The sequence below is a fragment of the Streptomyces sp. ATCC 21386 genome (assembly GCF_018728545.1).
In the GTDB taxonomy this organism is placed as follows: Bacteria; Actinomycetota; Actinomycetes; order Streptomycetales; family Streptomycetaceae; genus Streptomyces.
On the sequence record NZ_JAAVVL010000001.1, the window covers coordinates 8,916,717 to 8,942,821 of the forward strand.

The following is a 26,105-nucleotide window of genomic DNA, read 5'->3' on the forward strand; positions in this document are numbered from 1 at the left end:
CGAAAGGGGCGCGGGGAACTGTGCGACCAGCCACAACGGCGCCGCAGCCGAAAACCGGCCGCCAAGCGGAGCGCTACGGCTTCAGCAGCAGCGTGTCGCTCGTGTTCGCCTCGACCGCCTTGTCCGAGAACGACCAGGTGAGCAACTCGCCCTTGACCCACTTGTCGGTCTGGTCGGTGTAGTGCGCGTTGTACGCGTGCCCGGATGCGCCGGTGAGGTTGATCCACTTGGACTTGTCGAGGTCCCCGAGGTTCACCACCATCCGCATCGAGGGCACCCAGACGACCTCGTAGCCGCCCGCCGCGTTCCAGCCGGTGGCGTTGACCGTGGCCTCGCCGCCGCCGAGCTTCCAGGGGCCGCGGTTGAGCATGTACTGGAGGACATCGGGGCCCGCGGTGCCGAGGGTCTGGTTCTTCAGGAACAGCCGGTGCAGCCTGCCCCAGCTCCAGCTGTCGATGTCCTTGCCGAGCTTGGCGGTCAGCTCCCAGCGGGCGTCCCGCATGGCCCGCCGGAACAGCTCGTCACGGGTGTCGGCGGCCTTCAGGTTGCGCATCTTCGGCGTGGACCACCAGGCGTTGTCCTGGTCGTCGACGAGCCGGCGGACCACCTCGAACCAGCGGTCGCCGCCGTCCGGCTGCGCCTGGTCCGCGTCGCGCCTGCCGCACTCGCGCACCCGCTGGTCCTCGTCGGCGGGCCCGGTGCTGTCGACCGGTTCGACCGACAGGCACTGACCCTCGACGCGCAGTTCCTTGGGCAGCTTGTCGCCGAAGGCGAGCTTGAGGATGTTGCGCCAGACCGAGTTGAAGTACGCGGCGGCCGCCGAGTCGGCGTCCTGGGTGTAGTCCCAGCCCTCCAGGAGCTTCTGCGCCTCGCGGACGTGCTTGTCGCCGACGTCGATCTTGAGCAGCAGCGGCACCAGCAGCTTGGCGATCTCGCTGCTGTTGTCCATCTGCATCTGCCGCATGTCGTCGGTGGAGATCTTGCCGCCACCCTTGATCTTGGACTCGATCAGGCTGGTGATCCGCTGCGCGCGCGTGCCGTAGCCCCAGTCCGTGGTGAGGGTGTACGGGTACTTCTTGTCGACGACGGCCTGGTTCGCGGTGACGATGTAGCCGCGCTCCGGGTCGTACTCGTAGGGCAGTTCGTCCTGGTCGACGTAGCCGTTCCAGCGGTACGCGGGGTCCCAGCCCGGCGCGGGCAGCGAGCCGTCGCCCTTGCCACGCGTGGGGATCTTGCCGGGCAGCTGGTAGCCGATGTGGCCCTCGGTGTCGGCGTAGATCAGGTTCTGCGAGGGGACGTCGAACAGGGTGGCGGCCTCGCGGAAGTCGTCCCAGCCCTTGGCCTTGTTCATGGCGAAGACGGCGTCCATGGAGGTGCCGGGGTCGAGCGCGGTCCAGCGCAGGGCGATGGCGTAGCCGTCGCCGCGGTCGGGGGCGTCCTGGTCGACCGTGGCCTTCTTGCCGACCTGGACGAGTTCGTCGTTGCGGTCGGAGAGCAGGGGGCCGTTGTTGGTGGTGCGGACGACGATCTTCTTGGACGAGCCGCCGGCGACCTCGATGGTCTCCTCGCGCGTGTCGAACGGCAGGACCTTGGAGCCGTACTGGTAGCCGTCGCCGGTGAGCTTCTCCAGGTAGAGGTCGGTGACGTCGACGCCGGAGTTGGTCATGCCCCAGGCGATGTCGGCGTTGTGGCCGATTATCACGCCGGGCATGCCGGAGAAGGTGTAGCCGGAGACGTCGTACTGGCACTTCGTGGAGACGGCCTTGCAGTGCAGGCCCATCTGGTACCAGACCGACGGCAGCGACGCCGTCAGGTGCGGGTCGTTGGCGAGCAGCGGCTTGCCGGTGATGGTGTGGTCGCCGGAGACGACCCAGGAGTTGGAGCCGATGCCGTTGCCGTTCACCCCGACGGCCTCGGGCAGGTCCTCCAGGACGTCGTAGAGGCCGTCCAGCTGGGTCTGGAGGGCTCCGGAGTCCGTGGAGGTGCCGGCGGTGCCTGCGGCCGTCCCGGTGCCCGTGCCCGTCCCGGTGCCCGTGCCCGTCCCGGTGCCCGTGCCCGTCCCCGTGCCCCCGGCGCCCTGCGTGGAGCCGTCCGCGTTCTGCGACGAGCCGGACCCGTCGGACCAGGTCTTGGTCAGCTCGTCGTACTGACCCTCGCGCACGATCGTCCCGTTGCGGCTGTACGGGTACTGCGGGTACAGGTCGGCGATCTGCTGGGGGCCGAGGCGGCTGGTCATCAGGGCGCGGTCGATCTCGTCCTGCATGTTGCCGCGCAGGTCCCACGCCATCGCCTTCAGCCAGGCGACGGAGTCGACCGGGGTCCACTCCTCGGGCCGGTAGTCGTTGGAGAAGCCGAGGGCCGCGTACTCGACGGAGATCTCGTCGCCGTCCTTGCCGGCGAGGTAGGCGTTGACCCCCTTGGCGTACGCGTCGAGGTACTTCCTCGTCTCGGCCGAGAGCGTCTTCTTGTACTCCTCCTCGGCGATCCGGTGCCAGCCGAGGGTGCGCAGGAACTCGTCGTTGTCGACCTGGCTCTCGCCGAACATCTCCGAGAGGCGGCCGGCCGTCATGTGGCGGCGCACGTCCATCTCGTAGAACCGGTCCTGCGCCTGGACGTAGCCCTGCGCCATGAACAGGTCCTCGTCGGAGGAGGCGTAGATCTGCGGGATCCCGTAGCCGTCGCGCTTGACGTCGACCGGGCCCGCCAGACCGTCCAGGGTTATCGCCCCCTTGGTCTGCGGGAAGGAGGCGCGCACGGTGGAGACGGACCAGAACGCCCCGTAGCCGACGCCACCGATGATGGCCAGGACCAGGACGATCAGGAGAAGACGGACTTTGCGCCCCTTCTTCCTGCCGGACTTGCCCGGCTGCTGGCCGGAGGGGGTGGTGTCGGTGGGCATCGCTGTCCTTGCTGTCCTAACACGAGCGGCAGGTCGGGCTGTGCTTTGTACTGAACGCTGGAGCAACCATAGGCGCAGGGCCCGACACGACTTGACGCGGAGTCGGGAACTGGCGCGGACGGCCGTTCGATCTTGCCCTCGCAAGCGTCAAGAAATCGTCAAGAGTTAGGTAAGGTAACGAAGTACTCGCACTGACGTAACCGCAATCGCACGGTTTCCGTGATCGGCTTCGCCTGCCCGCACGCGCGCGTGCCCGCATCCAGTGCTCGACGCCCCACACTCGGAACCACGTGCGGTTCGGCAAGAAAGGTACGGCCCGCTGACTGTCCACGATCTCAACCAGCTCCTGCTCGTCTGCTCGCTCGTCCTTCTCGTCGCGGTCGCCGCGGTCCGGATCTCGTCGCGCAGCGGGCTCCCCAGCCTGCTCGTGTATCTGGGCATCGGCATCGCCATGGGCCAGGACGGCATCGGCGACATCCACTTCGACAACGCCGAACTGACCCAGGTCATCGGCTACGCGGCCCTCGTCGTGATCCTGGCGGAGGGCGGCCTCGGCACGAAGTGGAAGGAGATCGGACCGGCCCTGCCGGCCGCCAGCTCACTGGCGCTGGTCGGAGTCGCGGTGAGCGTCGGCGTCACCGCCGCGGGCGCGCACTATCTGATCGGGCTGGAGTGGCGGCAGTCGCTCATCATCGGCGCGGTCGTGTCCTCCACGGACGCGGCGGCCGTCTTCTCCGTGCTGCGCAAGATCCCGCTCCCCGCGCGCGTGACGGGCACCCTGGAGGCCGAGTCCGGCTTCAACGACGCCCCGGTCGTCATCCTCGTCGCCTCGCTCTCCATGGCCGGACCGGTCGAGCACTGGTACGTCCTGATCGGCGAGATAGCGCTGGAACTGGCGATCGGCGCCGCCATCGGCCTCGCCGTGGGCTGGCTGGGCTCCTGGTGCCTCCGCCACGTGGCGCTGCCCGCCTCCGGCCTCTACCCGATCGCCGTCATGGCCATCGCCGTCGCCGCCTACTCGGCCGGCGCCCTGGCTCACGGCAGCGGCTTCCTCGCCGTCTACCTGGCCTCCATGGTCCTCGGCAACGCCAAGCTGCCGCACTGGCCGGCCACCCGGGGCTTCGCCGAGGGCGTCGGCTGGATCGCCCAGATCGGCATGTTCGTCCTGCTGGGGCTACTGGTCACCCCGCACGAGATGGGCGACGACATCTGGCCCGCCCTCGTCATCGGCCTGGTGCTGACCATGGTCGCGCGACCCCTGAGCGTCGTCGTCGCGCTGCTGCCGTTCCGGGTGCCCTGGCGCGAGCAGGCCTTGCTCTCCTGGGCCGGGCTGCGCGGCGCGGTGCCCATCATCCTGGCGACGATCCCCATGGTGAGCGGCATCGAGGGCAGCCGCAGGATCTTCAACATCGTCTTCGTGCTCGTCGTCGTCTACACCCTCGTCCAGGGACCGACGCTGCCCTGGCTGGCCCGCAAGCTGCGCCTCGGCGGCTCCGGCGACGAGGCGGCCGACCTCGGCATCGAATCGGCGCCCCTGGAGCGGCTGCGCGGCCACCTGCTGTCCGTCGCCATCCCCGAGAGGTCCCGCATGCACGGTGTCGAGGTCAACGAGCTACGGCTTCCCGCAGGTGCCGCCGTCACCCTCGTCGTCCGCGGTGGCACGTCCTTCGTGCCCCTGCCGACCACGGTCCTGCGACGCGGAGACGAGCTCCTCGTCGTCGCCACCGACCCCGTACGGGACCAGGCGGAGCGCCGGCTCAGGGCCGTCGGCCAGGGCGGCAAGCTGGCCGACTGGCTGGGGACGGGCAACGGCGGTGGCGGCCACACCAGGGGCCCCCGTCGTTAAGGGCAGATTTCACACTGTTCACACCCTCCGGAAGCAGGGGCACGGCCGCCCATGGTGCTCACTTTCACAGGGGATTCCCTCCATCCCCCTGTACGATGAAGGCGCACTTGATCGGACCAACTCTGTCTGACGCAGAGCTGGCGCGACCGTATGGCGGCCGTCACGCCCCCCTTCCGCGGGCCCGGCATCTACCGCAGTGGCGCAAGAGGACAGCTCTCGGCGCCCCCCGCACGGGCGCGCTACCAGGCGGCGGAAAGGCACGGCCGTGGCGTCCACGGTCACCTCAAACACCTCGAACACCTCCACGGCGTCCCGGCCGGGCTACGGACAACTGCTGCGCACCCGTGGCGCGTGGACGTTCCTCCTGCCCGGCTTCGCGGCCCGCCAGCCGTTCGCGATGCTGACGCTCTCCATCGTGCTGCTCGTCCAGCACACCACCGGCTCCTACGGCGCGGCCGGTGCCGTGGCCGCCGTCACCGGCGTCTCCATGGCCCTGTTCGCGCCCTGGAGCGGCCGTCTCGCCGACCGGCACGGCCAGCGGGCCGTCCTGATCCCCGGCGTCCTCGTCCACGGGGCGGCAGGTCTGTCCCTGACGGCGCTGGCCCTGCTGGACGCCCCCCTGTGGGCGCTCTTCGCCGCCGCCGTGCCCACCGGGGCCTCGGTGCCGCAGATCGGCCCCATGGTGCGGGCCCGCTGGGGCGTCAAGCTCCAGGACTCGCCCCTGATGGGCACCGCCGCCGCCTTCGAGTCCGTCACCGACGAGCTGACCTTCGTCCTCGGCCCGCTGCTCGCGACCGCGCTGTGCACCGCCGTGCACCCGGCCGCCGGGCTGCTCACCGAGGCCGCGCTGACCCTGATCGGCGGTCTGCTGTTCGCCGCGCAGCGCGGCACCCAGCCGCGGGTCGTGCCCGCGTCCCACGCGCGCGTGGAGCGCGTTTCCGCCCTGTCCGTCCCCGGGGTGCGTGTCCTGATCGTCACCTTCCTGGGCATCGGCTCCGTCTTCGGCGGCATGCAGGTCTCCCTCGCGGCCTTCTCCGAGTCGATGGGCGAGCCCGGCCTGAACGGCGTCCTGTACGGCGTGTTCGCCGCCGGCAACATGCTCTCCGGCATCGTCTGCGGCGCCATCGCCTGGAAGACGGCCCCGCAGCGGCGCCTGGTCGTCGGCTACACCGCTCTGGCGCTCGTCGCCTCCGCCCTGTGGACCGCCGACTCCGTGCTCGTCCTCGCCGCGCTCGGCCTGTTCGTCGGCATGTGCATCGCCCCCGCCCTGATCACCGGCTACACGCTGGTCGACTCCCTGGTCCCCTCCGGTGCCCGTACGGAGGCCTTCACCTGGCTGACCGGCGCGGTCGCGCTCGGCCAGGCGGCCGCCGTCACGGCCGCCGGCCAGCTGGAGGACCGGCTGTGGACCGGCGCCGGGTTCCTGGTGCCGGCGGCGGGTACGGCACTGGCCCTGGCCACCCTGTTGGCCCTGCGTACACGGCTGGCGGGCAGCCCCCGCGGCCGCACCGTCGCGCGTGTCGTCGGTCACCGAGTGCCGGTGACAGTGGACTGATCCCCGGGGAATAGGTCACTATGGACCGTCGTTAGCACTCATCGAGTGAGAGTGCCAGGAGGAAGACCAGTGCCGACGTACCAGTACCAGTGCACCGAATGCGGTGAGGGCCTCGAAGCGGTGCAGAAGTTCACCGACGACGCCCTGACCGAGTGCCCCAGCTGCAACGGCCGCCTCAAGAAGGTGTTCTCGGCGGTCGGCATCGTCTTCAAGGGCTCCGGTTTCTACCGGAACGACAGCCGTGGCTCGTCGTCGAGCAGCAGCCCGGCGACGGCGAAGTCCTCGACGGCCTCCTCGTCCTCGGACGCGAAGTCCTCGACCTCGTCCTCGTCGTCCTCCGACGCGAAGTCGTCGTCCTCGGGCTCTTCCTCCGCCAGCAGCACGTCGGCCGCGTAGCGCTTGCGCCGCTGGGCGCTGCCGCCGCGTAGCACCGGTCTTGTCGCTGTGGGGTACCGCCTCCGCGTGTTCTTCGCCGGGACCCTGCCGTCGTACGACGACCGGCGGGGTCCTCGGCGTTTCCCGGCCCGGTTAGGGTGCGGGCATGGCGAACACGGAGCACGCGGAGATCGGCGTCATCGGCGGATCGGGTTTCTACTCCTTCCTCGACGACGTGACCGAGATACAGGTCGACACCCCCTACGGGCCGCCCAGCGACTCCCTCTTCCTCGGCGAGATCGCCGGACGCCGCGTCGCCTTCCTCCCGCGCCACGGCCGCGCCCACCATCTGCCGCCGCACCGCATCAACTACCGCGCCAACCTCTGGGCCCTGCGCTCCGTCGGCGCACGCCAGGTGCTCGGCCCGTGCGCGGTGGGCGGTCTGCGGCCCGAGTACGGACCGGGCACGCTCCTCGTCCCGGACCAGCTCGTGGACCGTACGAAGTCCCGCGCCCAGACCTACTTCGACGGCCTCCCCCTGCCCGGTGGCGCCGTCCCGAACGTCGTGCACGTCTCGCTCGCCGACCCCTACTGCCCCGTCGGCCGCAAGGCCGCCCTCGAAGCGGCGCGCCGGCGGGACTGGGAACCGGTGGACGGTGGCACCCTCGTCGTCGTCGAGGGCCCCCGCTTCTCCACCCGCGCCGAGTCGCTGTGGCACCAGGCCCAGGGCTGGTCCGTGGTCGGCATGACCGGTCACCCCGAGGCGATCCTGGCCCGTGAACTGGAGCTCTGCTACACCTCCCTGACCCTGGTGACCGACCTCGACGCCGGTGCCGAGACCGGTGAGGGCGTGTCGCACGAGGAGGTCCTCCAGGTCTTCGCCGCCAACATCGACCGCCTCCGGGGCGTCCTCTTCGAGGCGGTCGCCGCCCTGCCGCCGAACGACGGCCGCGACTGCCTGTGCACGAAGGCGCTGGGCGGGATGGACCCGGGGTTCGTGCTGCCGTGACGAGTGCGCTGCCGTGACGAGTGCGCTGCCGTGACGGGGTGAGGGCCGGGGGGCGGGCCGAGGCGGAACTCCTCGTTCGGGTGGCGAGGTTTTCCACAACCGGTGGATGGTCCACAGGCCTCAGCGGGTCACGCCGCGAAGCCTCATCGTGGGACCGCAAGCCGATCTCACACAGCAGGTGGTGGCCTCATGTCCCGTACGCCGTTTCCGTCCGTGCCCGTGTCCCCGAGCACCTTCTCGCCCTCTCCGTCGTCCTCCTCGCGATCGTCGTCGCCCTCGTCCGCACGCGTCCCGTCCTGGGCCGCCGGCCCACCCGGCACCGACGCCCCTCCCACCTGCGAGATCCCGCAGTTCGCCCCGCTGCGGGTGCGCGGCGGAGCGCACCGCCTCCGCCGTCTCGCCCGCTGCCGACGGCGAGCCATGGCCGCCGGTCTTGCGGTGACCGCCGCCGCCCTGTTGATGACAGGCGCGGGGCCGAGGGAGGCGGAACGGGTCAGGGGCCACCCCGTGGCCGACCCGGTCCCCGAACGGCCCGCCCGCGCGGGGAAGGTGACCGCCCCGGTGCGCATCGCCGACGCCGCGACGGTACGGCTGCTGCGGCCGGGCGACCGGGTCGACGTGATCGCGGCCGAGGAGTCCGCGACGGGCGGTGCCGCGAGGGTCGTGGCCCGGGGCGCCCGGGTCACCGAGGTGCCCACCGCCGACGCGGTCGAGAGCGGGGCCCTGGTCGTCCTGACCGTGCCCCGGCGCACGGCGGCCCGGCTGGCCGGCGCGGGCGCCACGTCCCGCCTGGCGGTGACACTGTGGTGACCCCGCGCTCCAGCGTCGGCCCCGGGGGGTCAAGTCCCACGATGGAGGGACCCAGTTGGACATCGGGGTCGGGCCCTGACGTAGGTTGCGGAGTCGTTTGTTCCACAACCAGCGCAGAGAGGCCTCGTGGTGAGCGAGAAGAAGGAGCCGAGCGTCTGGGAGGGCTTCAAGGCCTTCCTGATGCGGGGGAACGTCGTCGACCTGGCCGTCGCCGTGGTCATCGGCGCGGCCTTCACCAACATCGTCAACTCGGTGGTGAAGGGGGTCATCAGCCCGCTGGTGGGCGCGTTCGGCACGAAGAACCTCGACCAGTACCGCTCGTGCCTGAAGGATCCTTGCAAGGTCTCGGCGGACGGAACGGTCACCGACGGCGTCGCCATCCTCTGGGGCACGGTGCTGAACGCGACGCTCACGTTCCTCATCACCGCGGCCGTCGTCTACTTCCTGATGGTGCTCCCCATGGCCAAGTACCTGGCCCGCCAGGAAGCCCGCCGCAAGGCGAAGGAGGGCACGCACGAGGTCATCGAGGTGACCGAGCTGGAGGTCCTGAAGGAGATCCGCGACGCCCTGGTGGCCCAGCGCGGTTCGGGCCACGACCGCACTTAGCGGACGCGGAGACCTGCGGCGCGCGGAGTCAGATGTGGTGGGGCGGCTTCTCGTCGAGGAAGCGCTTCAGGTCGGCCGCGCTGTCGCCGCCCTCGCCGGACCGCTCGCCCCAGCCGTGGTCCGAGTCGTCGGACGACGGCCGGCTGAGCGGGTCGTCGAAGACCAGCGCGGCTTTGGGGTCACGCGGTTCGGAGCCGGGGGCGGGAGCGGTACTCATGCGTCCAGGGTACGGCCCCGCGCCCGGACCGCCGTCGGCGCCGGCCCCTCGCACGGCCCCTCCCCCGGCCTCTTCGCACCCGCCTCGGGCCCGTCCGCGCACACCCCCGGTCCGCCCCGGAACGGGTGAACACCCGAGCGAGAATTCCACCGGCTTTTCTGGTGTGCTTGGCCCCATGACGTCCAGTTCCACACCTCCGCCTCCCTCGGCTCCCGTCCCCTCCTCCGGCGCCGGAAAGCCACCGGTGCGCAGGCTGGTCGCACGGGGCCGGGGGGAGGAACACCGGGTCGCCTCGCCGCTGGAGCTCTTCTTCGACCTGTGCTTCGTCGTGGCGGTCGCCCAGGCGGGCGTCCAACTGGTCCACTCGGTCGCGGAGGCGCACGCCGCCGAGGGCATCCTGAACTACGCGATGGTCTTCTTCGCCATCTGGTGGGCCTGGATGAACTTCACCTGGTTCGCGTCGGCGTACGACAACGACGACGTGCCCTACCGACTGGTGACCCTCGTCCAGATCTCGGGTGTGCTGGTGCTCGCCGCCGGAGTCGGCCGGGCCTTCGAGGACCACGACTGGTCCCTGGTCGTGCTCGGCTACGTGATCATGCGACTGGCGATGACCGCGCAGTGGCTGAGAGCCGCGCGCACCGCGACGGACGCGGAACGGGTCACGGCCCTGCGGTACGCGAGTGGTGTGGCGCTGTGCCAGATCGGCTGGCTGGGGCTGCTGGTCCTGCCGGAGCCGGCCAGACCGTGGCTGTTCCTGGCGATGGCGATCGCCGAGCTGTCCGTCCCGGTGTACGCGGAGAGAGGCTTCCAGACGTCCTGGCATCCGCACCACATCGCGGAGCGGTACGGCCTGTTCACCATCATCGTCCTGGGCGAGACCATCCTGGCGGCCACGGTCGCGGTGAAGTCGGCGGCCGACGAGAACGACGCGCTGGGGGAACTGCTGCCCATCGCGGTGGGCGGGCTGCTGATCGTCTTCTCGGCGTGGTGGATCTACTTCACCGTTCCCATCCACGGTCATCTGCGCTCCAGCAGGGAGAGCTTCCTGTGGGGGTACGGCCACTACCTGATCTTCGCGTCGGCCGCCGCGATCGGTGCCGGTCTGGAGGTCGCGGTGGAGGAGGCGGTGCACAAGGCGCACATCTCCACCCTGGCCGCGTCCGCGGCGGTGACGCTGCCGACGGCGCTGTATCTGATCTCCGTGTGGGCCCTGCACGCCCGCCACTTCAAGGTGGGCACGGCACAGCAGACCGTACTGCCGCTCGCCGCGCTGGCCGTGGTGATGTGCACCTTCCTCGGGCAGTGGGCGGTGCCGGCGGCGGGCGCCGTCTCGGCGGTGACGGTCGCGGTCGGGGTGATGCTCACGGCCCGCGGCCACGAGTCGGGAAGGCCCGCGCGGGCCCACGACACCCGAGACGCTCATGGCAGTTGACGCGTTGACCGATGTGTTCGGCCTGCGGGTCGGGCACGCCACCCGGGTCGGCGGGGGCTGGCTGACCGGTACCACGGTCGTGCTGGCCCCGGAGGGCGGCGCGGTCGCGGCCGTGGATGTGCGCGGCGGCGGGCCCGGCACCAAGGAGACGGACGCGCTCGATCCGCGCAACCTGGTGCAGAAGGTCGAGGCGGTGGTGCTGACCGGCGGCAGCGCGTACGGGCTGGACTCCGCGTCGGGGGTGATGGCCTGGCTGGAGGAGCGCGGGCGGGGCGTGCGGGTCGGCCGCGCCCCGGGGCACGTGGTGCCGGTCGTGCCGGCAGCCTGTGTCTTCGACCTGGGCCGGGGCGGTGACTTCAAGGCGAGACCTGATGCCGCCCTCGGCCGGGCCGCGGTCGAGGCGGCGGACGCGAGCGGGCCCGGCGCCCCGGTGGCGGAGGGATGTGTGGGGGCCGGGACGGGGGCGACGGTCGGGCTGCTCAAGGGCGGCATAGGCACCGCGAGCACCGTGCTGGACTCGGGGATCACCGTGGCCGCACTGGTGGTGGCCAACGCGGCGGGATCGGTGACGGACCCTCAGACGGGGGTGCTGTACGGGGAGCTGTTCCAGGGGCGCGCGACGTATCCGGGGCCGGAGGTGCATGAGAGAGCGCGTCGCCGCCTGGCCGAGGCCGCCGCGAAGAGCCCCCCTCCCCCGATGAACACCACGCTGGCCGTGGTCGCCACCGACGCCGACCTGACCCGCGCCCAGGCCCAGAAGCTGGCCGGCACGGCACACGACGGCATCGCCCGCGCCGTACGCCCCGTGCATCTGCTCAACGACGGGGACACCGTGTTCACCCTGGCGACAGGCACGCGCCCGCTGCCACCCGAGGCCGGCCCCCTCGCCCTGAACGAACTCCTCGGGGCGGGAGCGGACTTGGTGACCCGAGCGATCGTACGAGCGACGCGGGCGGCCGAGTCGGTGACGGGCCCGGGCGGAGCGTGGCCGTCGTACGGGGAGTTGTACGGGAGGGGTTGAGGGGCGAGGGGCGGGAGGAGTCGAGAAGCGGGGGTGGGGGGGGAGGGTCCCCGGGGATTGCGGAGTCCGGTGGTTGCCGTCTGGCCGTAGGGAGCGATTGTCCCGGTTCTGTCACGTGGTGCGCCGAGAAGGCAACGGGGGGAACCCGCTCGGCCGCCCCTCGCTCTATGTCCACGTACCGGAGCGGATGACGTGGATCACCTAGAAGCGAAGAAGCTGGAGCAGATCGTGACAAGGCCGAAGATTGCTGTACGGCGGGCACTGGGGACCTGTGCCGTGCTGGTGGTCGGTGCGCTGACCCTCACCGGCTGCGGCGGGGACGCCCAGGCGGACAACAAGAGTGGTGGCAAGGGGACTTCGGCCGAGGACACCGCGGCGCGGATCACGATCTCCGCGAAGGACGGTTCGACGGGGGCGTCCATCAACTCGACCGGTGTGAAGGTCAGCGGCGGCAAGCTGACCGACGTGAAGATGACCGTCGCGGAGGGCGGTGCGGCCGTGCCGGGCGACATATCGGCGGACGGGCGGTCCTGGAAGCCGAAGGAGCAGTTGGAGCGCGGCACGAAGTACCGGATCTCGGCGACGGCGAAGAACGCCGACGGGAAGACGTCCGCGGCCAACTCGATCTTCACGACCGTATCGACGGCCAACAGCTTCATCGGGACCTACACGCCGGACAACGGCACCACGGTCGGGGTGGGGATGCCGGTGTCGTTCACCTTCGACAAGGCGATCACGGACCGCAAGGCCGTGCAGTCGCACATCACGGTGACGTCTAGCAGCGGGCAGGAGGTGGTGGGGCACTGGTTCGGGGCACAGCGGCTCGACTTCCGGCCCGAGGAGTACTGGAAGGCCGGTTCCAAGGTCACGATGAAGATCGACCTGGACGGCGTGGAGGGCGCGAACGGGCTCTACGGGGTGCAGGACAAGACCGTCACCTTCACGGTCGGCCGGTCGCAGGTGTCCACGGTCGACGTGAACACGCAGACCATGACGGTGGTGCGGGACGGAAAGACGATCAAGACCGTGCCGATCTCGGCCGGCGCCGCGGCGACCCCGACGTACAACGGTCAGATGGTGATCTCGGAGAAGTTCCGGCAGACGCGGATGAACGGGTCGACGGTGGGCTTCGGCGGTGAGTACGACATCTCGGACGTGCCGAACGCGATGCGGCTGACGACGTCGGGCACCTTCGTCCACGGCAACTACTGGTACAACAAGGGCAACCCGCCGTTCGGGCGGCAGGGCACCAGCCACGGCTGCATCGGCCTCGCGGACGCCCGGGGCGCGAGCAGCGACACGCTCGGCAAGTGGTTCTTCGACAGCTCGCTCATCGGTGACGTGGTGACCGTGAAGAACTCCCCCGACAAGACGGTCGCGCCGGACAACGGCCTCAACGGCTGGAACATGCCGTGGAGCGAGTGGACGGCGGGGGGCGCCATCTGACCACGTCTCTCCGGTAGTTCGTCGGGCCGCGCGGGAACCAACCGCGCGGCTCCGGCGTTTTACGGGCGTACGTTTTCTCGGTTCCCGGACATGATGTCCGACCGAGGGGCTACGGTATGCACCCACAAGGTGACATGCAGCAACGCCGGGAGAAACCTTGAGCGTTCCGTACGAGACGGCAGCGTACGAGCCACCCGAGTCGCCCGAGTCTCCTGAGGAGCACCTCGCGCGACTCCTCGGCCGCGCCCTGAACTCCTTCGAGCTGCCCGACGAGACCATACGGCAGCTCGACTGCGCCCTCGCGCACGACAGCTCGCTGCACTCCGCGCACTACAGTTCCGGGCTGCACCGGGCGACGTACCGGCACACCTGGCTGCTCGCCGACGGTTCGGCCGTCACCCTGTGGGAGCTGGTGCACAACACGGTGCCGGGCAGCGACACCCAGCACGAGGTGTACACGGACGACGAGGAGCTGCGGGCCGCCACCGCGCGGCTGCCGCTGCCGCCGGACGCCCCCGACTTCGAGCTGCCCGTCACGGTGGAGCTGGCGGCCTTCCCCGAGCCGCGCCACGCATACGTGCCGGACGATTCGGCGGATCACGCCCGCCGGCTGCTGCGGCGCGCGGAGAACCCGGATCCTCCCGGGGACGAGCTGGCCACGTTACTGCTGCGGACCGCGTTCGCCCACGAGATCACCCAGGCCTTCGGCCGCCCGCACCGTCCCGCACGCCGGGGTCGGCCGGGTCTCAGTTTCTCGCTCTACGAGCACGCCTTCCTGCTCACCGACGGGCAGGAGATCTCCCTCTGGGAGGTCGAGCACACGGCCACTCCCGACGGCCGCCACATGTGCGAGGTGTACGTCTCGGAGGACGCGGCCCGGGACGCGATGGAGCGCCGCGCGGGGACGCTCGGCTAGCCGACGGGACCTGCCTCGCGGGACCTGCCTCGCGGGACCTGCCTCGCGGGACCTGCCTCGCGCGAGCGGACCGCTCAGGCCAGACGGTCGTCGCTGAACTGGCGGGCCAGGAAAGCGAACGCGTCCTGTTCCGCCGGGGTCAGCTCCACGTGTTCCACGTGGGGGCCCTTGCGGAGCTGCTGGGGCAGTGCCCGCAGTCGCTGTCCGCGTCGGCGGGCCAGGTCGGCGAAGCGGCCTCGATGGATGTCGCGGTCGCGGCGCAGTACGCGGACGAGCACGGCGACCCAGATGACCGCGGCGAGGGCGAGGGCGGTCCCGCCCATCAGCTGAAGTATCGACACGTGCTCAGGCATGCCGTCCAGTAGACACCACCGGATGGGACTTTGAGCCCGGACCGTGACGTATCTCGCAGGTACGGCTTACACGTCACACGGGTTGTAAAGGATCTCAAAGGGGCGCACGGGGCAGAAACACGAACGGCCGCGGCCCCCTCGTGCGGGAGGGGGCCGCGGCCGTCGTACGGTCCCGGGTTCAGGCCGCGACCGGCTCCTTCGTCTCCGCCGTGGCGGCGGGAGCGGACTGCGGGGCCGCGCCCGGCTGGGTCTTGCGCATGCCCTTCAGGACGATGACCAGGCCGGCCGTGACCGCCGTGCCGATCGCGATGGCGAGCAGGTAGAGGAACGGCTTGCCGATCAGCGGGGTGACCCAGATGCCGCCGTGCGGGGCGCGCAGGGTCGAGCCGAAGGCCATGGCCAGTGCGCCGGTGACCGCGCCGCCCGCCATGGAGGCGGGGATCACGCGCAGCGGGTCGGCGGCGGCGAACGGGATCGCGCCCTCGGAGATGAACGAGGCGCCGAGCACCCAGGCCGCCTTGCCGTTCTCGCGCTCGGCGGTGGTGAACAGCTTCTTGCGGACGGTGGTGGCGAGGGCCATGCCCAGCGGCGGGACCATACCGGCAGCCATGACCGCCGCCATGATCTTCATCGCGGAGTCGCTGGGGTCCTGCACGGCGATACCGGCGGTGGCGAAGGCGTAGGCGACCTTGTTGACCGGGCCGCCGAGGTCGAAGCACATCATCAGGCCGAGGAGGACGCCGAGCAGGATCGCATTGCTGCCGGAGAGGCCGCTGAGCCAGTCCGTCATGCCCTTCTGGGCCTCGGCGATGGGCTTGCCGATCACCACCAGCATCAGGAAGCCGACGATCATCGAGGAGACGAGCGGGATGACGACCACCGGCATGATGCCGCGCAGTACCGGCGGGATCTTGATCCGCTGGATGGCGAGGACGACCCCGCCGGCGATCAGACCGGCGACCAGGCCGCCGAGGAAACCGGCGTTGATGTTGGCTGCGATCATGCCGCCGACGAAGCCGGGGACGAGTCCGGGCCGGTCCGCCATGCCGTAGGCGATGTATCCGGCGAGGACGGGGATCAGGAAGCCGAAGGCGACAGCGCCGATCTGGAACAGCAGGGCCGCCCAGCTGGTGACCTGCAGCCAGTCGAAGTGCTCGGTGACCGGCTTGGCGCTGTTGATCTCCCAGCCGCCGATCGCAAAGCCGAGGGCGATGAGCAGACCGCCCGCGGCGACGAACGGGACCATGTAGCTGACGCCGGACATCAGCCACTTGCGCAGCTTGGTGCCGTAGCCGTCCCCGGAGTCGCCCGCGCGGTCGACGGGGGTGCCGCCGGGGCGGGCGGCCGTGACCTCTCCGCGTTCGGCCTTGCCGCGGACCTCGGAGATCAGTGCGGCGGGGCGGTTGATGCCCGCCTTCACCCCGACGTCGACGGTGGGCTTGCCGGCGAACCGGTCCTTCTCCCGTACGGGGACGTCGTGGGCGAAGATCACGCCGTCGGCGGCGGCGATGACGGCCGGGTCGAGGCGGGTGAAGCCGGCCGAGCCCTGCGTCTCGACGACGATCTCGACGTCACCGGCGTCGCGGCCCGCGTTCTCCAGCGACTCGGCCGCCATGTAGGTGTGGGCGATGCCGGTGGGGCAGGAGGTGACGGCGACGATCCGGAAGGGGCGAGCCTCGGCCGGGGCCGCCGCTTCGGGCGCCGCCGGGGCCGCCGCTTCGGGGGTCGCCGGGGCCGGGGTCGTGCTGACCGCGGCGGCGTCGGGGGAGGCCGTTCCGCCCGACACCGCCGCGGAGTCTTCGGTGCCCGCGGTGCTCTCCGGGCCCTCGGCGCCTTCGGCGCTCTCGGCCGGGGCGTCGCCCCGGATCAGGGCGGCCGCGCGGGCGGCGTCGTCCACGGCGCGCAGCGCGTCCGTGAACTCGGTGTTCATGAGCTGGCGGGCGAGGGAGGAGAGGATCGTCAGGTGCGCGTCGTCCGCGCCCGCCGGGGCGGCGATCAGGAAGATCAGGTCGGCGGGGCCGTCGGGTGCGCCGAAGTCGACGCCGGCCGCGCTGCGGCCGAAGGCGAGGGTCGGCTCGGTGACGTGCTCGCTGCGGCAGTGCGGGATGCCGATGCCGCCGTCGAGGCCGGTCGGCATCTGCGCCTCACGGGCCGCCACGTCGGCCAGGAAGCCGTCCAGGTCGGTGACCCGGCCCTGCGCCACCATGCGCTCGGCGAGGGCACGGGCCGCCGCTTCCTTCGTATCGGCGGACAGGTCGAGGTCGACCAGGTCCGCGGTGATCATCTCGCTCATCGCGGGCTCCTTCGCACGCGTACCGCCCAGGGGCTGGGGTGGGCGGGGGTGGGGACGGAAGTGTGGGGGGCGGGGGCCATGGGGGCCGACGGAGGGAGGGGGAGAAGCGAGGCGGCGGGTAAGGCAAAACGAAGGTTCGTTCGTGGACGTCCACTCCCGGCGCCCCTCATGACGCCGGCTCCCTCAGCACCCGGTCCATGGGCACATCCCGGGTCACCGTCACCGCCGCCGGGTCCAGGTCGGCGGGGGTGGGCATGACGCTGCCCGGGAGTTGGACTGCCGCGGCGCCGTGGGCCACGGCCGAGGCGAGGGCCACGGGGCCCTGGCCGCCGGCGATGAGGAAGCCGGCGAGGGAGGAGTCGCCGGCGCCGACGTTGCTGCGGACGGTGTCGACGCGGGCGGTGCCGTACCAGGAGCCGTCGGCGTCGACGAGGAGCTGACCGTCGGCGCCGAGGCTGGCCAGTACCGCGGCGGCGCCCATCGCGCGGAGTTCCTCGGCGGCCTTGACGGCGTCGCCGACGGTGGCGAGGGGGCGGCCGACGGCTTCGGCGAGTTCCTCGGCGTTGGGCTTGACGACGTCGGGACGTTCGCGGAGCGCGGCGAGGAGGGCCGGGCCGGAGGTGTCCAGGGCGATGCGGGCGCCGGCGGCGTGGGCGCGGGCGACGAGTTCGGCGTACCAGGAGGGGGCGAGGCCGCGCGGGAGGCTGCCGCAGCAGGCGATCCAGGAGGCGTCGGCGGACTGGGCGCGGACGGTCTCCAGGAGGAGTTCCTGTTCGGCGGCGGAGAGTTCCGGGCCGGGCGCGTTGATCTTCGTCAGGACGCCGTCGGCCTCGGCGAGGGCGATGTTGGAGCGGGTCGCCCCGGCGACCGCCACGCGGGCGACCTCGATGCCCTGCGCGTCGAGCAGGTCCGCGACCAGTGCGCCGGGCGCGCCGCCGAGCGGCAGTACGGCCACGGTCCGGCGCCCGGCGGCGGCGACCGCTCGGGAGACGTTGACGCCCTTGCCGCCCGGGTCCATGCGTTCGCCGGTGGCCCGGATGACCTCGCCGCGGGCGAGGGAGGGGACCTCGTAGGTGCGGTCGAGGGAGGGGTTGGGGGTGACGGTGAGGATCATGAGCGGTGGCCCTTCCGGCCGTTGACGCCGGAGCCGTTGACGCCGGAGCCGTTGAGGCCCCCGGGGCCGCCCGAGCCACCCGAGCCGCCGGTGGGCTCGGTGCCCGGGACGCGCAGCACTTCCGTGCCCTTGCGTTCGATGGCGAGGGCGTCCTCGGGGCTCAGGCCGGAGTCGGTGATCAGCAGGTCCACGTCGCTCAGGTCGCCGAAGCGGGCGAAGTGTTCCTGGCCGTGCTTGGAGGAGTCGGCGAGCAGCACCACGCGGCGGGCGGCGCTCACCGCCGCCCGTTTGACGGCGGCCTCGGCGAGGTCGGGGGTGGTCAGGCCGTGGTCGGCGGAGAAGCCGTTGGCGGCCACGAAGAGGACGTCGGCGCGGATCTCGCCGTAGGCGCGGAGCGCCCAGGCGTTGACGGCGGCCCGTGTGCGGTGGCGGACGCGGCCGCCGACGAGGTGGAGCTGGATACCGGGGTGGTCGGCGAGGCGGGCGGCGATCGGCAGGCTGTGCGTGACCGCGGTGAGCGTGGCCTCCAGCGGGATGGCGGCGGCGAGGCGCGCGATCGTCGTACCGGCGTCGAGGACGACCGTGCCGTCGTGCGGGAGTTCGGCGAGGGCGGCCTGGGCGATGCGGTCCTTCTGGCCGGCCGCGGTGGCCTCGCGTTCGGCGAGGTCGGGCTCGAAGTCCAGGCGGCCTGCGGGGATCGCGCCGCCGTGCACCCGCTGGACGAGGCCGGCGCGGTCGAGGGCCTTCAGGTCGCGGCGGATCGTCTCGGCCGTGACCTGGAACTCCTCCGCCAGCGACACCACGTCCACCCGGCCGCCGTCACGGGCGAGCCGGAGGATCTCCTGCTGCCGCTCCGGTGCGTACATGTCCGTTCGCCTCCGACTGATGCCCGATTCTGTGGTTTCGCTCGGAGGCTACGCCTGGATTTCCGGAAAGTAAACAGGTTCGGGCAAGACTCGGGCCGACTCGGACATGATCGGGCGTGGCACGAACGGCGAGGGCCCCGCACCACATCAGGTGCGGGGCCCCTCACACGCGCCTCGCGTGCCCCTCGCGCCCGGACTATCCCGCCGAGGTGGCCGGATCCTCGGCGTCGGCGAACTCCTCGGCGCTCGCGGCGGAGCGTCCCGGCAGGGCGAACATCAGCAGGAAGATCGCTACCAGGACCGCCGCCACCCAGCCGAGCGCGTACTCGAAGGCGTCGACGAAGGCGGGGCCGATGTCGGCCGGCGCGAGACGGTCGTCCATGACACCGAAGAAGACCACGGCGACCAGCCCGAGGCCGAGGGCGTTGCCCATCTGCTGGACCGTGCTGATCAGCCCGGAGGCGGACCCGGCGTGCTCACGTGGCACCCCGGAGAGGATCGCGTCGGTCAGCGGCGCGACGATGAGCCCCATGCCCGCGCCCATCACGATCAGCGGGAGTGCCATCTGCCAGGGGGTGATGGCGAGGCCGTACCGTTCGGACTCCGCCAGGTAGAGGAGCACACCGGCCGCCATCAGCAGCGCGCCCGCCTGGAGGACCTTGCGGCCGAAGCGGGGGACGAGTTTCTGGACGGACATCCCGGCCGCCACCGACACGGCGAGGGAGAACGGGATGCCGGTGAGGCCGGCCTTCAGGACGCTCCAGCCGAGGCCGGTCTGGAGGTAGAGGGTCCAGACGAGGAAGAAGACGCCGAGGGCGATCCCGAACACGGTCTGGACGGCGATACCGGCCGCGAAGCTCTTCACCCGGAACAGGGACAGTTCGATCAGCGGGGAGCCGTCGCGCGCCGCCTTGCGCCGCTCGTACGCCACCAGCGCCGCGAACACGACGAGCGAGCCCGCCATCGAGACGTGGCCCCACAGCGGCCAGCCCGTCTCGTGGCCCCGGGTGAGCGGGTAGAGCAGCATCAGCAGCCCGCCGGTGACGAGGGCGACGCCGACGAGGTCCAGCCTCAGGGCGTGCGGGGCCTTCGACTCGGTGATGAAGCGGCGGCCCAGGATGAGCCCCGCGACACCGACCGGGAGGTTGATCAGGAAGATCGCCCGCCATTCGAGGCCGAGCGGGTTCCACTCGATGAGCAGGGCTCCGAGCAGGGGGCCGGAGACCGCGCCGAGGCCCACGATCGCACCGAACAGCCCGAAGACCTTGCCGCGTTCGTGCGCCGGGAAGGTCGCGTGCACGATCGACAGGACCTGCGGCACCATCAGCGCGGCGGTCGCACCCTGCGCGATCCGCGCCGCCACCAGCATCTCCGGGTTCGCGGCGAGACCGCACAGCGCGGAGGCGAGCGTGAAGCCGCCGATGCCGAGGAGGAAGATCCGGCGGCGGCCGTGGATGTCGCCGAGCCGGCCTCCGGTGACGAGTCCCGCGGCGAAGGCGAGGGCGTAACCGGCGGTGATCCACTGGATCTGGCTGAAGCTGGCGGCTTCGCTCCGCTGGATGGAGGGGACGGCGATGTTGACGATGGTGACGTCGACGAGGTCCATGAAGGCGGCCGTCATGACGATGGCCAGGGCGATCCAGCGGCGGCGGTCCGCGTCGGGGGGCGTGGGGAGCGTCGTTTCCGTGGCTGTGGTCGGGCCACTGGCGGTTGTTCGGGGCTGGTCGCGCAGTTCCCCGCGCCCCTTCAGGGCGCTCGTTGTCGAGGTCATGAGTGGAAAGTAGAGGCCTAGTAGGTCAGATCGTGTCCTAGTGGTCCGGCATACTCGGGGACATGACTACAGACACTCCGGCGCGACTCCTGCAGCTTCTGTCCCTCCTGCAGACGCCACGCGAATGGCCCGGCGGTGAGCTCTCCGAGCGGCTCGGGGTCTCGCGGCGCACCGTTCGGCGGGACATCGACCGACTGCGGGAGCTGGGGTATCCCGTGCAGGCGACGATGGGGGCCGACGGCGGCTACCGGCTGGTCGCCGGGAAGGCCATGCCCCCGCTCGTGCTGGACGACGAGGAGGCGGTCGCGATCGCGGTGGGGCTGCGGGCCGGGGCCGGGCACGCCGTGGAGGGGGTGGACGAGGCCTCGGTACGGGCGCTCGCCAAGCTGGAACAGGTGCTGCCCTCGCGGCTGCGCCACCGGGTCTCCACCTTGCAGGCCGCCACCACTCCCCTGACCAGTGGTGACGGGGCGACCGTGACGCCCGAGACGCTGACCGTGATGGCTTCGGCGGTGGCGGGGCACGAGCGGTTGCGGTTCGCCTACCGCTCCGGCGACGGGACGGACTCGCGTCGCCACTGCGAGCCGTACCGGCTCGTGTCGACCGGGCGCCGCTGGTATCTCGTCGCGTACGACCTCGACCGCGCCGACTGGCGGACCTTCCGGGTGGACCGGGTCGAGGAACCCTTCGCCACGGGCGCCCGGTTCGCGCCGCGCGAGCTGCCGACGGGGAGCGCGGAGGAGTATCTGAAGCAGTCGATCTATCAGCGGCAGGAGTCGTACGAGTGCGACGTCACCTTCGCCGCGCCGGCCGAGGTCGTCGCGGCCCGGGTGCCCCGCTGGGTCGGTACGCCCGAGCCCGTCGACGAGCACAGCTGCCGTTTGCGGGCCTCCGTGGGGGACTCGGTGGAGTGGCTGGCGTTCCGGCTCGCGATGCTGGACTGCGACTTCACGGTGCATCAGCCGCCGGAACTGGTCACCTACGTAAGGGAGTTGGGGGCGCGGCTGACGCGGGCGGCGGGTGACCCCGAAGGGTGAGGCTCGGGTGCCGGCTCCTCTGACGTGCGGAGACGGCCTTCGCCGGGCTCCGGCGGCGTGGGGCTCTGTGGCAGAATCTGCCGCTCGGGTCACCCCGGGGTTCAGGTCCGGGGTGGCCCGTCGGCGTACGGGGGCGGAGGCGAGGGCGGAAGCAGCGACGGCGACGGCGGCCGCGGCCGTAACGGTCGCGACGGCGACGGCGGCTCCAGGAGGCGGAAATCGAGCCGGGCTTCGGCGCCAGGGGGGGGAGGCGCCGAAGCCCGGCTCTGGGAGAGTCCCGGCGCTGGGGGGAGAGCGTCGGGACTCGGCTTCGGAATGACTGTGGTCTCGGCGGTCGAACTCCGGGTCCCGGGCCTGGGGCTCCGGGCCGGTGAAGTCTGGGCCCGGAAGTCTTGTGCCCCGGGAACGGGGAGTTGAAGCGACGTAGTACGGCCAAGTAGCGGCGTAGTACGGCCAATCGGCGGCAAAGTACGGCCAAGCGTGGACGGCGGGCGGTCAGGCGTGGGCAGAGGGCGGACATGCGGCCCGCCATGTCGATCATCCGCCGGTCATGGCCGACACACTGCCGAGGTGTGGGCGCAGGGCCGGGCCGGGCCCCGTGGCGGCCCCAGGGGGGCGGGCCGTGACGGGGCCCTGGTCGGTGTGCGGCCGGATCAGGCGGCGGCGTCGAAGCCGGTGTCGCGGGCGAGCTTCTTCAGTTCGAGCAGGGCGTGCTTCTCGATCTGACGGATCCGCTCGCGGGTGAGACCGTGCTCCTTGCCGACCTCGGTGAGGGTGCGCTCACGGCCGTCCTCGATGCCGTACCGCATCTTGATGATGGACGCGGTGCGCTGGTCGAGGCGCCCGATGAGGCTGTCCAGCTCCTCGCTGCGCAGCAGCGTGAGCACGGACTGCTCGGGCGAGACCGCGGAGGTGTCCTCCAGCAGGTCACCGAACTGGGTGTCGCCGTCGTCGTCCACCGACATGTTCAGCGAGACCGGGTCGCGGGCCCAGTCGAGGACGTCGCTGACGCGCTCCGCGTTGGAACCGAGCTCGGCGGCGATCTCGGCGGGCTCGGGGTCGCGCCCGTGCTCGCGGTTGAACTCGCGCTGCACACGGCGGATCCGGCCCAGTTCCTCGACGAGGTGGACGGGCAGCCGGATGGTGCGCGACTGGTCGGCTATCGAGCGGGTGATGGCCTGACGGATCCACCAGGTGGCGTACGTCGAGAACTTGAAGCCCTTGCGGTAGTCGAACTTCTCCACCGCGCGGACCAGGCCCGCGTTCCCCTCCTGGATCAGGTCGAGCAGGGGAAGGCCGCTGCGCGGGTACCGCCGGGCGACGGCCACGACGAGGCGCAGGTTGGATCGGATGAAGATGTCCTTGGCCCGCTCACTGTCGGCGACCAGGGCTTCGAGCTCCTCGCGGCTGGCGTCCGCCCTGGCCTCCTCCTCGCCGTCGAGGATCTGCTGTGCGAACACACCCGCCTCGATGATCTGGGACAGCTCGACTTCCTTGGCGGCGTCGAGCAGCGGTGTACGCGCGATCTCGTCGAGGTACATGCCGACCAGGTCGCGGTCGGCGATCTCGCCGCCAGAGGCGCGAACGCTGCGAGCCGCGTCGGTCCGGCCGGAGGCGGACGAACGACGAGCGGCGACGGCACGGGTTGCCATGCGTGCTCCCTTGCGATGGTGGGCTGGCAGGGTCGTATCTGGTCCTACGTGGGTCGTGATGCGGCCGCTCGGACACTCTCCCGAGTGCCCGGCTTCCGAAGGAAACAACGACTGGAATCAGGACAGAATTCCCAACCCGTCCCACTATTTTTCTGATCTTGCAGTACCCTGTGCCGCCACAGGAGGGGGCGTGATGTCAGCGGCGTCCGTAGAGGTGCAGGTCAGACCAGGAGTCGAGACCGACCTCGCCGTCCTCACCGACATCTACAACCACTACGTCCGTGAGACGCCCATCACATTCGATACCGCTGTCTTCACCCCGGAAGAGCGCCGCCCTTGGCTGCTCTCCCACCTTGAAGACGGACGGCATCGCCTGATGGTTGCCGTCGAGACCGGTTCACAGCGGATTCTGGGGTACGCCACGAGCAGCACGTTTCGCGTGAAGCCGGCGTACGACACCTCGGTGGAGGTGTCGGTCTACCTCGCCCCGGACGCGGGCGGCCGGGGCGTGGGCACGCTGCTGTACAAGGCGCTGTTCGAGGCGCTCGCCGGCGAGGACGTCCATCGCGTCTACGCGGGCATCGCCCAGCCGAACCTGCCGTCGACCCGGTTGCACGAGCGCTTCGGGTTCCGGTACGTCGGCACCTACCGCGAGGTCGGGCGGAAGTTCGGCCGGTACTGGGATGTGGCGTGGTACGAGAAGGGACTGTGACGCCCTACGGCGCTCCCGGCTCCGACGTCCCCGGCCCGCCGGCCCACCGACCGCCGCCCGACCCTCGGGCTCACTGCTCGGCGGCGGCCGAGGACTCGCTCAGGGCCTTCCTCATGGTCTTCGCGGTGGTGCGGGGGTCATAGCCTTCGGGTACCCCTTCGACCAGGATGATGTCGCCCTGGATGTGGCGTGCGCGCAGCGGGGCGATCTCCTGGTACGCGGGCGAGTCCCACCAGGCGCGCGCCTCGGCGATGCCGGGGAAGCCGATCACCACGACGGCTCCCGGCCAGCTCCCCTCCTTCACCTCGTGCGGGGTGACGTGCACGAGGAAGCGGCCGCCGTACGGCTCGAAGGTGGCGGGGATGCGCTCGATGTACTCGGCGATCTCCGGGTGCGGGGCGGCGTCCTTGAGGTGGGCTATGGCGTAGGCGGGCATGCGCGTCCCTCCGGTCGGTCCCGTCGACCGGGCGGCCCCGTCCGGGGCGGCCCCCGTCGGCCGGGGCGGTTGGGCTGTGTACGCCGTCGAGCCTGGCAGGCGTACGGGCCCGGGTCGATGACCTCTCAGGTAACCGTCCCCTGCCCGCGCCGCGCCCGCCCCCGCGTCCCGCGTACGCCCGCGCCCCCGAATCCGCGCCCGTGGTGTCAGCCGAACTGGACCGAGCGCTTCGCCAGGCCCATCCAGAAGCCGTCGATCACCGACTTCTGGGCGTCGAGTTCGCCGGCCGCCTCGGCCGCGCCCATCGTGACGAAGAGCGGGGCGAAGTGCTCCGTGCGAGGGTGGGCCAGCCGTCCGGCCGGGGACTTGTGGAGGAAGTCCAGGAGGGCGTCCCAGTCACGGGACTCCAGGGCCCGGTGGCCCCAGTCGTCGAACTCGGTGGACCAGGCAGGCACCCCGCCCTGCCGCAGCGCGGCGAGGTTGTGGGTGAAGAACCCGGAGCCGATGATCAGCACGCCCTCGTCGCGGAGGGGCGCGAGCTTGCGGCCGACGTCCATCAGCTTCAGCGGATCCAGGGTCGGCATCGAGATCTGCAGGACCGGGATGTCGGCGTCGGGGTACATCTCGACGAGGGGGACGTACGCGCCGTGGTCGAGGCCCCGGTCCGGGATGTCCTGGACGGGGGTGCCGGGGGCCTGGAGCAGCTTGCGGACCGAGGCCGCGAGCGCGGGGGCGCCCGGAGCGCCGTACTGGACCTGGTAGTAGTGCTCGGGGAAGCCCCAGAAGTCGTAGACCAGGGGGACGGTGTGGACCGCGCCGAGGGCGAGGGGGGCCTCCTCCCAGTGGGCGGAGATGATGAGGACGGCCTTGGGGCGGGGCAGTTTCGCGGCCCAGGCGGCGAGTTCGCCGGGCCAGATCGGGTCGTCGGCGAGCGGCGGGGCACCGTGGCTCAGATACAGGGCGGGCATGCGCTCGGCGGTGGCGGCGGACATAGGGGTGACTCCCTCAGTGCATGCGCGACGCACACGACACACACGCCTCGGTGGGCCCGGCAGTCGCTTCTGTCTCCTTGGTCACGCCCGGCTCTACGGGCGCTTGAGACCTCTCCCCACTCCCCAGTAGTTGAAGTCTCAATATTTCTTGTTTCACACTACATCTCTATAGTTCAAACTTCAAGGAGGGGCCTCGTACAGTGGGGGCATGAAGACCGCATCCGCCGAGGAAGAACCCCGCTGGCTCACCGACGAGGAACAGCGCACCTGGGTCGCCTATGTGCACGCCAAAACCCTGCTCGAAGACCATCTCGACCGCCAGTTGCAGCGTGACGCGGGCATGCCGCACCTTTACTACCACCTGCTCGTGGTGCTGTCCGACGCTCCGCAGCGGCGGCTGCGGATGACGGAGCTGGCGATGCAGACGAAGATCACGCGTTCGCGCCTGTCGCACGCCGTGGCCCGGCTGGAGAAGAACGGGTGGGTGCGGCGCGAGAACTGCCCCGCGGACAAGCGGGGGCAGTTCGCGGTCCTCACGGACGGCGGGTACGAAACCCTCCGCAAGAGCGCGCCCGGGCATGTGGCGGCGGTGCGGCAGGCGATGTTCGACCGGTTGTCGCCGGAACAGCAGAAAGCCCTCGGCGAGATCATGGAGATCGTCGCCGAGGGGCTTCAGCCGTCGGAGGCCGGGGCGGATCTGCCCTGGCTGCGGTAGGGGCTCTTCCCCGCGGGGAGACCACCGCG

23 protein-coding genes are annotated in these 26,105 nt (G+C 71.2%); 13 read left to right on the plus strand and 10 right to left on the minus strand.

Annotated elements, in window-relative coordinates; all coding sequences use genetic code 11:
• Positions 1-73: 73 nt before the first annotated feature.
• On the minus strand, positions 74-2,899 hold the full coding sequence (locus GWK25_RS38140) for a penicillin acylase family protein (RefSeq protein ID WP_215456025.1): 2,826 nt from the start codon (positions 2,897-2,899) through the stop codon (positions 74-76).
• A gap of 262 nt (positions 2,900-3,161) precedes the next feature.
• Between GWK25_RS38140 and GWK25_RS38145 the strand changes: the two genes are divergently transcribed.
• From GWK25_RS38145 to mscL, 6 genes are all read left to right on the plus strand, one after another.
• On the plus strand, positions 3,162-4,745 hold the full coding sequence (locus GWK25_RS38145; protein ID WP_215456026.1) for a potassium/proton antiporter: 1,584 nt from the start codon (positions 3,162-3,164) through the stop codon (positions 4,743-4,745).
• A 265-nt stretch (positions 4,746-5,010) separates the two neighbouring features.
• Positions 5,011-6,300: an MFS transporter gene (locus GWK25_RS38150; protein WP_215456027.1), complete on the plus strand. Its 1,290-nt coding sequence runs from the start codon at positions 5,011-5,013 to the stop codon at positions 6,298-6,300.
• 69 nt (positions 6,301-6,369) lie between these two features.
• Positions 6,370-6,696, plus strand: coding sequence for an FmdB family zinc ribbon protein (locus GWK25_RS38155; RefSeq protein ID WP_215456028.1), 327 nt, complete (start codon positions 6,370-6,372; stop codon positions 6,694-6,696).
• A gap of 145 nt (positions 6,697-6,841) precedes the next feature.
• Positions 6,842-7,684 (plus strand): S-methyl-5'-thioadenosine phosphorylase, encoded by an 843-nt coding sequence (locus GWK25_RS38160; protein WP_215456029.1) that lies wholly within the window; start codon positions 6,842-6,844, stop codon positions 7,682-7,684.
• A 189-nt stretch (positions 7,685-7,873) separates the two neighbouring features.
• A complete protein-coding gene (locus GWK25_RS44060; RefSeq protein WP_251829223.1) occupies positions 7,874-8,494 on the plus strand; it encodes a hypothetical protein in 621 nt (206 codons plus the stop codon).
• A gap of 129 nt (positions 8,495-8,623) precedes the next feature.
• On the plus strand, positions 8,624-9,100 hold the full coding sequence (gene mscL / locus GWK25_RS38170) for a large conductance mechanosensitive channel protein MscL (protein ID WP_215456030.1): 477 nt from the start codon (positions 8,624-8,626) through the stop codon (positions 9,098-9,100).
• Between the two features lie 28 nt (positions 9,101-9,128).
• Here mscL and GWK25_RS38175 read toward each other — a convergent pair whose 3' ends face one another.
• Positions 9,129-9,317, minus strand: a complete 189-nt coding sequence (locus tag GWK25_RS38175) for a hypothetical protein (protein WP_215456031.1) — start codon at positions 9,315-9,317, stop codon at positions 9,129-9,131.
• Between the two features lie 175 nt (positions 9,318-9,492).
• On the opposite strand from GWK25_RS38175, the gene GWK25_RS38180 reads away from it, so the two are divergent.
• From GWK25_RS38180 to GWK25_RS38195, 4 genes are all read left to right on the plus strand, one after another.
• Positions 9,493-10,752 (plus strand): low temperature requirement protein A, encoded by a 1,260-nt coding sequence (locus GWK25_RS38180; RefSeq protein WP_215456032.1) that lies wholly within the window; start codon positions 9,493-9,495, stop codon positions 10,750-10,752.
• A complete protein-coding gene (locus GWK25_RS38185) occupies positions 10,742-11,773 on the plus strand; it encodes a P1 family peptidase (RefSeq protein WP_215456033.1) in 1,032 nt (343 codons plus the stop codon). The genes GWK25_RS38180 and GWK25_RS38185 overlap by 11 nt, the downstream gene beginning before the upstream one ends.
• Before the next feature lie 228 nt (positions 11,774-12,001).
• The gene (locus GWK25_RS38190) at positions 12,002-13,219 is read left to right on the plus strand and encodes an Ig-like domain-containing protein (protein WP_215457878.1); all 1,218 of its coding nucleotides are present in this window, start codon (positions 12,002-12,004) and stop codon (positions 13,217-13,219) included.
• A 157-nt stretch (positions 13,220-13,376) separates the two neighbouring features.
• Entirely contained in the window at positions 13,377-14,135 is a 759-nt protein-coding gene (locus GWK25_RS38195; RefSeq protein ID WP_215456034.1) for a DUF6227 family protein, read from the plus strand.
• 74 nt (positions 14,136-14,209) lie between these two features.
• Here the strand turns inward: GWK25_RS38195 and GWK25_RS38200 are convergent, their stop codons facing one another.
• From GWK25_RS38200 to GWK25_RS38220, 5 genes are all read right to left on the minus strand, one after another.
• A complete protein-coding gene (locus GWK25_RS38200) occupies positions 14,210-14,488 on the minus strand; it encodes a hypothetical protein (protein ID WP_215456035.1) in 279 nt (92 codons plus the stop codon).
• Between the two features lie 178 nt (positions 14,489-14,666).
• Positions 14,667-16,781 (minus strand): fructose-specific PTS transporter subunit EIIC, encoded by a 2,115-nt coding sequence (locus tag GWK25_RS38205; RefSeq protein WP_215456036.1) that lies wholly within the window; start codon positions 16,779-16,781, stop codon positions 14,667-14,669.
• 166 nt (positions 16,782-16,947) lie between these two features.
• Positions 16,948-17,895 carry a 1-phosphofructokinase gene (gene pfkB / locus GWK25_RS38210; RefSeq protein WP_215456037.1) on the minus strand — a complete coding sequence of 316 codons (948 nt, stop codon included), beginning with the start codon at positions 17,893-17,895 and terminating at the stop codon, positions 16,948-16,950.
• Positions 17,892-18,761, minus strand: a complete 870-nt coding sequence (locus GWK25_RS38215) for a DeoR/GlpR family DNA-binding transcription regulator (protein ID WP_251829224.1) — start codon at positions 18,759-18,761, stop codon at positions 17,892-17,894. Before GWK25_RS38215 ends, pfkB begins: the two co-directional genes overlap by 4 nt.
• 196 nt (positions 18,762-18,957) lie before the next feature.
• Positions 18,958-20,532, minus strand: a complete 1,575-nt coding sequence (locus GWK25_RS38220; protein WP_215456038.1) for an MFS transporter — start codon at positions 20,530-20,532, stop codon at positions 18,958-18,960.
• A gap of 62 nt (positions 20,533-20,594) precedes the next feature.
• Between GWK25_RS38220 and GWK25_RS38225 the strand changes: the two genes are divergently transcribed.
• Positions 20,595-21,569, plus strand: coding sequence for a YafY family protein (locus GWK25_RS38225; RefSeq protein ID WP_215456039.1), 975 nt, complete (start codon positions 20,595-20,597; stop codon positions 21,567-21,569).
• A 653-nt stretch (positions 21,570-22,222) separates the two neighbouring features.
• Here GWK25_RS38225 and GWK25_RS38230 read toward each other — a convergent pair.
• Entirely contained in the window at positions 22,223-23,221 is a 999-nt protein-coding gene (locus GWK25_RS38230) for an RNA polymerase sigma factor RpoD/SigA (protein ID WP_215456040.1), read from the minus strand.
• Between the two features lie 193 nt (positions 23,222-23,414).
• Here GWK25_RS38230 and GWK25_RS38235 point away from each other — a divergent pair, with 193 nt between their 5' ends.
• A complete protein-coding gene (locus GWK25_RS38235; protein WP_215456041.1) occupies positions 23,415-23,933 on the plus strand; it encodes a GNAT family N-acetyltransferase in 519 nt (172 codons plus the stop codon).
• 70 nt (positions 23,934-24,003) lie between these two features.
• Here GWK25_RS38235 and GWK25_RS38240 read toward each other — a convergent pair whose 3' ends face one another.
• Both GWK25_RS38240 and GWK25_RS38245 read right to left on the minus strand, forming a co-directional pair.
• Positions 24,004-24,369, minus strand: coding sequence for a DUF1330 domain-containing protein (locus GWK25_RS38240; RefSeq protein WP_215456042.1), 366 nt, complete (start codon positions 24,367-24,369; stop codon positions 24,004-24,006).
• A gap of 206 nt (positions 24,370-24,575) precedes the next feature.
• A complete protein-coding gene (locus tag GWK25_RS38245) occupies positions 24,576-25,361 on the minus strand; it encodes a dioxygenase (protein WP_215456043.1) in 786 nt (261 codons plus the stop codon).
• A gap of 208 nt (positions 25,362-25,569) precedes the next feature.
• Here GWK25_RS38245 and GWK25_RS38250 point away from each other — a divergent pair, with 208 nt between their 5' ends.
• Positions 25,570-26,076, plus strand: a complete 507-nt coding sequence (locus tag GWK25_RS38250; RefSeq protein WP_215456044.1) for a MarR family winged helix-turn-helix transcriptional regulator — start codon at positions 25,570-25,572, stop codon at positions 26,074-26,076.
• The last annotated feature ends 29 nt before the right edge of the window (positions 26,077-26,105 follow it).